Raw genomic sequence first — 7,311 nt, 5'->3', positions numbered from 1 at the left:
GGACAATTTGCTTGAATACAGTGGAATGTACGATTAGAGAGGGAAGTTATCGTTTTTCTAAGATAACTCGACCGACCCAACTGCAACAAAAAGCGTTAGATTTATTGGGAGTTTCCCTGATTTGTACCCAGTAACGGGGCGGCGTAAATTCTCTTAATCCCTTCTACAGCACAGCTTATGGCTTTTTGTCAACGGGGAAGTCCAGCTATACTCAACGGATTTAGTATTATACAGAGGTAGCAGCGGCTAAGTCTGGGTACTGGCAGTGCGGGACGGTGCTACAGTGATTTCAGTACCCTATTCAGCAATCTTTGTCAAGTACAATTTATACCACATTAGATGAGCTTACCCTGTGGAGTAATATTTTTAAAGTGAAGCTAAAGGCTTATTATCAATGATATCTTGATAGATAATACTTAATTCTTTTGCTATAACATCCCAGTCATATTTCGTCCTAGCTAAAAGCCTACCATTTTCTCCCATTTCCGTTCGTAGTTCTTCTGAGATCAATAATTTCTCAATTGCCTGTACCCAAGCTTCCAGTTTTCCTGAGACGACAATTCCTGTCTTATTAGCCTCAATCTCTGGAGAAATTTGCACCTCTGGGGTAACAATTACAGGCAGCCCATATGCCATTGCTTCTGCCACCGTTATCGCAAAGTTTTCTCCGTAAGATGGGAGAACAAAAATGTCTGCTCCTTGTAGTAATAAGGTTTTGTTCTCTCCATGAACGAAGCCCGAAAAAGTAGTAACCTCGTTAAGATTTAAAGATAAAACTAAATTGAAGATATACTGCTCGTACTCTGGATTTCCTGAACCAGCCAGAATAAGATGAAAATTGTGTCGCTTGGCTAAATTGTGGGCAGCATATAAAAGTAATTCCATGTGTTTTTTGGGATGAAAACGCGACATAAATAAAACAATAGGAATGTTAGAAGCAATATGATAAATTGTGCGTATGTTAATTTTCGCATCAGGTAAATCAACTAGCGGTGTCACGCCGAGAGGAAGTATAAAAGTAGGAGATTTGATTCCAAAATTTTTGACATCTTGAGCTTCTTGGTTAGTTGTACAGTAAATTGCAGAAGCATTTTCCAAATTTTGTTGCTCAAGTAGAGTATAATAAACCATTTTTTTTATTTTTTTTTGGTTGATAACCCAGGAATCTAGCTGACCGTGAGGAGAGATGATATACTTAACCTTTTTAAGACGAGCTATAATTGCTCCCAAAGTGCAGAGATAGGAAAAGAATGAATGAATGTGTACTAGATCATAGTTTTCTATATTGTTCCACAGCCAATTATGATAATCTAAGGCTAGGGTATATTCTGAGATAAATTTTATCCCTGTATAGATTTTAGAAAAAAATAAAACAGGAAGTCCCTGATCGTATTCAATCCACCTATTTACAGGAACGTCTAGGACAGTACCAAAATTGTCATTAGTGGTGACGATTTCCGCATCAATACTGGCAATTCTGAGTGCTTTAACAATGTTGATAGCGGCTACATTACTGCCGCCTCCCAATAAAGTAATAGATGGAATTATATGCAATATTTTCATTATTTTATGTTCCCGATATTCTATTGGCTGTCGTTTTTGAGGTAAAAACACTTAATGTAGTCAACCCGCCCGCTATTTTTTTGAAAAATAGCTGTTTGATAAAGCTCAAGATCAGAAGCAATCATTTTGTCGGCAGTACAGTACTGGGCATTGAAAATTGCCTTCTGTTTAAGGAATTTGAGTATAGGGAGACAAGCAGCTATTGTTTCTGCTGCCTCTTCAGGGTTAGTTGGATTGATGTAGATAGCGGCCTCTCCTCCTACCTCAGTCATCGGAGGGCGTTTAGATGTGATTACAGGACAACCACAGGGAATGTCCGGCCAAGACAATTCTTGTGGGAGTATGTGGGCGAAAAGAAGATATTTATCAATATAGCTTAACCATTTTCCTAAACCTTTTAAAGATAGCTGAAGACGACCTATGCACGGCTGAGAACGGATTAAACGGACTTGATGACCTAATTCGGTCAAGCCAGTTTCAAGTATTTGAGCAAACCTGTTGATACTTTGTCTTTGATCCGGAAGATGGTTCGCTAGTAATAAGATTTTCATTCTATTTAGGTCTTCCTAATGGCAATACACATTAGAGGCATAGCCGCTTCTGGAGAATTTAGGTTGATACCGGAGAGTTGCCATAACAAACGCCCGCGAAACTTAGCTCGACCCTAGTTTCCTTGCAAAGCCCCAGCCCCAACGTTGTGGTTGTGAGGATAGAGGTTAACCTCAAACCGCTTTGGCTCAAGTATGTTGAACTTGGTGATCGCTTAAGGAATGGTGGTCAAGACAATTCCATCATACACCGCAAGCGGCAGGGAATTCAACCCGAAGAACTGACGGGGTGACAAAGAAGCCTGAAATCCCTATGATAAGCGAAGTGTAGCAAAATATTGCTAAAAAAAGAACTTGCCATGATAGCAACTTCAGAAGAATTAACCAAATGTGAGCAGAAAGTTATCAAAATCATCTAGTCACACAAGTCCATAAAGCCCACTACCATTGGGCGATCGAGTTGCCCCCCGGCGAGAATTTATCGAAACCCACGGATCACGTTTAAATCTTACGGATTTGGACATTTAAACGGTAACTTTGGGCTGTGTTAGTCTAGGCTAATACAGCCCCCGATAAAATCCCCAAATCCAGTTACTAAAGATTGATTATCGATCTTTTCTCGCTCGTTTTAGAAAAGTGGCGATCCCCGCAACTGCGCTGATCGCCACTAGAGCGGAAGGTTCAGAAGTTCTCACCGGGGGAGGGGTCGTACTTCTTTGAGAAAATTGAATGTTATCCAAGCCAATATTATCTGAATCACTACCGAGATTAGCGGCGTCAAAACGGATCGTTAGTGTTGAAGCGGCGAGGGAACCGAGATTCGAGGTATTGAAACTGGTTCGCGTGGTTCCACTGATGAATACATTACTTTGACTAAACACAGAAGTGCCACCGCTCAGGACTTGTACGGAGTTAATCGTGTAGTCTCCGCGCCAACCCGCGAGATCGAAAGAATCTAGCACCACCTCAAACCCTGGATCGGCGGTTAGGGTGACATCAAGAATACTGGTTCCAGACTCCTCGGCATAGATAACATTGGTAAGATTTCCATATTCCAATGACCACCATAACGTCCGGTTGTTCGGATAGTCCACGACCACGTTCGGTGTCAAGCCCCCAGCGCTACCGTAACTGAAAATACCATTCGTGAAGCTGGTAATACGATCACCGTATCCCGCAAAGGAAGGGGAGTTTAGAGAGTCAAAGTTATTGATTCCCGTAATATCGAAGGTTAGTACCGCTGCGGATGCGGAATGAGCAAAGGAGGTTGCGAGGAGAGTTCCAGTAGCAAGGATAACAGCAGTTTTGCCGTAGAACGGCAAAACTGCTGTTTTTTGATTTTTTTTCAGCATAGATTTAGGGTGAATCGGGTAGATTTTTGAAAGCTGACTGAACATTAGGGACTTGCGTAGGAATAATATCCCTGCCAGACAATCGCTCTGTAGAAGAATCAGACTAGCCCTAAACAGTACATTATCAAAGCGCAAGTCGCTTAGATGATGTAATAGCTTATGAATTTTAGAAAATCAAATTAACCGCACTCGCTTTTATCGAAAAAATCAGCCGGCAGCGGTGGATTATCGGGGTCTTCTAGGGCGTTTTTTTCAATTTCCGCCTCACTCATCCCTTTAACTTTCTCCCAGTTCGTTTTGCCTTTCAACTTCGCCCACTGTTCGCGGGTGACTCTGGTAATATGTTCTTCGTTCACGGTTGTTAGCCCTCCTAGCACTAATTATTCGACGAACCGAGCCACGCCATGTATAAACCACCACCAAAACGATATTATCGATTGTACCCACTAGAATCACTCGAATTTCGCCGTAATTCTGACGGTTATCCACGCGCTCGATTATCGGCCCGCTAAAAATCGCTTCCAGGTCGGCGAAATCTATGCGGTGTTTTTCTATATTGGCCTGACGCTTATTTTCATCCCACTCGAAAAGTTGCGGGGTCGTCATTATCGATAGTCGATCGCCTATAATCCGATTTTAAACTAACTTTTGGATAGCTGCTACTAACTGCTCGATTTCTGAGGGCAAAGTGAAATAATGGACACAGGCACGCACACAGAGGGGGTCGAGGAGAGTTCGCAGTAAAAACCCTTGTTTTTCTAGCTGTTGCACTAAATTTTGTGGGCTGATGGTCGAGTCAATTTGAAAGGAAACTAAACCGGATTCCGGCGGAGAATTTTTTAAACATTTCACCCCTTTAATCGTCTTTAATTCTTCCCAAAGATAAGCCGCTAATTGACAGATTTTTTCGTATCTTTGTCCCCCATCACCCCAGGCGTTATGTACCGCAATAGTTGCCCTTAAACCCTCAAATTGAGGATAGGCAGAAGTGGCCACTTCAAAGCGTCTGGCATCCGGTTTCCAACCGATAGGCTGTCCTCGGTTATCTGTTTCAATACCGCGCCAACCGATAAAAGTGGGCTGTAAACTAGGGAAAATTTCGGGACGAATATACAATCCTCCCACACCAGCTGGTCCACACCACCATTTATGACCCGTAAAAGCATAACAATCGGCGGCAGTAGCGCTTAAATCCAAGGGCAAACAACCCACGGATTGGGCAGCATCCACCACCACTAAAACGGGTTTTTCGGTGACAGAATTATCATGACAAAGCTGCGAGATTTCCTTGAGGGGTAAAACCTGTCCGGTATTCCAGAGAACGTGACTAACCACCAAAACCCTAGTTTTTGGACGTAAATGACCGGAAATCACTTCTATCGGGTTGCCACCGTTTAAAGTTTCCCGAATAGGACAAGTGGAAATTTCCAGATGATAACGACGGGCAATTTCCCGAACTGTGGCCATAATTCCGGGGTGTTCACAATCGGTTAGTAAAATATGTTCCCCCGCTTGCCAATCAACCCCCCAGAGGGCGATATTACAGCCCACAGTGACATCCTCGGTGATAGAGAGATTACTGGGGCTAATTCCCAACTCCTGAGCCATTTCTTGCCTGAGAAGTTCCGTTTTTCCGGTAATCCAATCGTTTACCCGTCCTGAAAAAGGACCCTGTTGTTGGAGAAAATTATGGGCATCGATAATCGCTTCTAATCCGGCCTTGGGCAAGGTTCCCTGACCACCGAAATTAAAGTAAACTTTATTGCTAAGTCCCCGAAATTCCTGTCTTTGTTCGGCTAAATCCGGTTTACTAACGGCGCAATCGAGGCTATTTTCGTCTAAATTCTGCATAAGCGAGGAGATGGGGGGTCAGTTATCAGTTATCAGTTATCAGTTATCAGTTATCAGTTATCAGTTAGAAGGTGTTGGGTTTTGGGGTTTTCGGGTTTTAGTTGAATTCCCCACTTCCTGACGACCGACGACCGAAGGCTGAATTCTATCGACGGATTAAGTCACAATTGTCACAATAGTATTAAAGTAGAGGAAACATACTTGGGAATGTTTTCTTTTTTTAAGTTTATTATTTTTTACTTTACCTCACAGGTCCAGGAAAGCTTAACTTTTCTCCTTGATAGAATGCTACTGACCGATGATCTACTTCTAGACTACCAACGTTGTCAACGCCGTGCGTTTTTAAATCTCTACGGCAATAGCCAAGAAAAAGACCCTGAGCGAGATTTTTTGCTTAAATTGCGCCAAGAGAGTCAAAGTCACGTTAAAAAAGTCCTGCAAGACTCCTATCCCGATTATTATTCCCTGACTACTCCCACCAGCGATATTTTAGCCGCCGCTAGGGAAACGGAAGCTTTGATGCGTCAGGGGGTATCCTGTATTTATCACGGAGTCCTGTTACAATCTGGCTATCCCGTCTCTTTAACTGGTTCCCCGCATTTATTGATTAAAAAGGCAGGAGAGTCTAAATTTGGCGATTGGGTTTATTATCCCCTCAATATTCAACTCGGTCGCCGTCCTAAGCCTGAATATAAGCTGCTGGCTACTTTTTACGCCTATTTATTAGCCAGTATGCAGGGAGTTTTTCCCAGTTATGCGGAAATTGTCCTACGTCGTCATAATCGCTATCGGGTGGAATTGAATCTCTGGTTAACTAAACTAGAGGAAATAATCAAAAAGTTCGGCGAAATGGTGATTAATCGCCAAGAACCAGAAGTTTTTATCTCGCGTCAGCGTTGCAGTTTATGTCATTGGTATAGTCACTGTTATGATATCGCCCAAGCGAGTCAACATCTTTCTTTAGTTCCGGGGGTGACTCCCAGTCGTTACCAATTTTTACAGTCTTTGGGAGTTTTCACCATGGAATCCCTGGCGCTTACCTGTCCTACCCGTATGGGGGAGGGGATGGGGGTAGAGGTGGCTAATCAGTTACAACTACAGGCCCAAGCAATTATTGAAAATCGGGCCTTTCGCAAAAGCAACGGCAAAACTGCCTATTTGCCCCCCCTACCGAGGGCCGAGATTGAATTTTATTTTGACATCGAAGCGGAACCAGAACAGAATTTAGATTATCTTTTGGGGGTTTTACGGGTTGACCATCGAGTTAATACCCAGCAATTTTATCCCTTTTTGGCAGAAAAGCCAGAAGATGAAGGCAGGATTTGGCAGGAATTCTTAACCTTAGTCATGCAGGATTATCAAGCACCAATTTTTCACTTTTCTGAGTACGAAGTGGAAACAATTAAGCGATTAGGTTATCTTTATAAAACCCCTTCTTCTTTGATTAATCAGTTAGTTTCTCGCTGTTTTGATCTGCACTATCATGTAGTTAACTCGGTAACTTTTCCCGTGGAAAGTTATTCTTTAAAATCCCTCGCTAACTGGATTGGCTTTCAATGGCGCGATCGAGGAGTAAGCGGGGATCAATGCGTTTGGTGGTATGACCAGTGGTTAAAAACAGGAGATCGGACTTTATTGGCGGCTATTTTACGTTACAATGAGGATGATTGTCGCGCCACCTTTATACTAAAAGATTGGCTTTTGACATACCCCACGCCGTAAACGGACGTGGATTCTTCTAGCATCACTGCTGAGAATTTCTGGCTCAACGAGTCCACTTGAATTAGATTCCTGGCGAAATCCCACCCAGAGGTGGTTCTCTCCTCAGACTTTCGCTCCCTTACAGAAGCCTGTTTTCGTATGCCCTACGATACAGTTCAAAACCTCTAAAATAATTGGTTTCTCTGGTACTTGACGCTTAGAGCTTTTACCTATAGGAGCATTCCCCTATAGAACCCCATAACTCTAGTTTTCAAGGTGCGTTCATCCTGCGATGA

Annotated in this window: 6 protein-coding genes; 1 reads left to right on the top strand and 5 read right to left on the bottom strand. The window is 42.9% G+C overall.

All coding sequences use genetic code 11. The features are described from left to right. Positions 1-366: 366 nt before the first annotated feature. The 5 genes from ACE1AQ_RS13325 to ACE1AQ_RS13305 form a co-directional block, all read right to left on the bottom strand. Entirely contained in the window at positions 367-1,563 is a 1,197-nt protein-coding gene (locus ACE1AQ_RS13325) for a glycosyltransferase (RefSeq protein WP_008200970.1), read from the bottom strand. A gap of 20 nt (positions 1,564-1,583) precedes the next feature. After that, entirely contained in the window at positions 1,584-2,114 is a 531-nt protein-coding gene (locus ACE1AQ_RS13320) for a hypothetical protein (protein ID WP_008200972.1), read from the bottom strand. A 602-nt stretch (positions 2,115-2,716) separates the two neighbouring features. Then, positions 2,717-3,463 (bottom strand): hypothetical protein, encoded by a 747-nt coding sequence (locus ACE1AQ_RS13315; protein WP_110545993.1) that lies wholly within the window; start codon positions 3,461-3,463, stop codon positions 2,717-2,719. Positions 3,464-3,739: 276 nt separating this feature from the next. After that, positions 3,740-4,069, bottom strand: coding sequence for a BrnT family toxin (locus ACE1AQ_RS13310; RefSeq protein WP_008201197.1), 330 nt, complete (start codon positions 4,067-4,069; stop codon positions 3,740-3,742). Positions 4,070-4,099: 30 nt separating this feature from the next. Next, on the bottom strand, positions 4,100-5,314 hold the full coding sequence (locus ACE1AQ_RS13305) for an aminotransferase class V-fold PLP-dependent enzyme (RefSeq protein ID WP_008201199.1): 1,215 nt from the start codon (positions 5,312-5,314) through the stop codon (positions 4,100-4,102). Positions 5,315-5,599: 285 nt separating this feature from the next. Between ACE1AQ_RS13305 and ACE1AQ_RS13300 the strand changes: the two genes are divergently transcribed. Further along, positions 5,600-7,036: a TM0106 family RecB-like putative nuclease gene (locus ACE1AQ_RS13300; RefSeq protein WP_106909969.1), complete on the top strand. Its 1,437-nt coding sequence runs from the start codon at positions 5,600-5,602 to the stop codon at positions 7,034-7,036. Positions 7,037-7,311: the final 275 nt, after the last annotated feature.

Origin of the sequence: Microcystis sp. BLCC-F209 (genome assembly GCF_041928595.1) — a bacterium.
Classification (GTDB): Bacteria; Cyanobacteriota; Cyanobacteriia; order Cyanobacteriales; family Microcystaceae; genus Microcystis.
This window is presented reverse-complemented; position numbering and strand designations above follow the sequence as displayed.

What these genes read in the sequence shown, in the direction of transcription:
- ACE1AQ_RS13325 (WP_008200970.1), bottom strand. Translation starts at nt 1,563, where the DNA reads ATGAAAATATTGCATATAATTCCATCTATTACTTTATTGGGAGGCGGC.
- ACE1AQ_RS13310 (WP_008201197.1), bottom strand. Translation starts at nt 4,069, where the DNA reads ATGACGACCCCGCAACTTTTCGAGTGGGATGAAAATAAGCGTCAGGCC.
- ACE1AQ_RS13300 (WP_106909969.1), top strand. Translation starts at nt 5,600, where the DNA reads ATGCTACTGACCGATGATCTACTTCTAGACTACCAACGTTGTCAACGC.
- ACE1AQ_RS13315 (WP_110545993.1), bottom strand. Translation starts at nt 3,463, where the DNA reads ATGCTGAAAAAAAATCAAAAAACAGCAGTTTTGCCGTTCTACGGCAAA.
- ACE1AQ_RS13320 (WP_008200972.1), bottom strand. Translation starts at nt 2,114, where the DNA reads ATGAAAATCTTATTACTAGCGAACCATCTTCCGGATCAAAGACAAAGT.
- ACE1AQ_RS13305 (WP_008201199.1), bottom strand. Translation starts at nt 5,314, where the DNA reads ATGCAGAATTTAGACGAAAATAGCCTCGATTGCGCCGTTAGTAAACCG.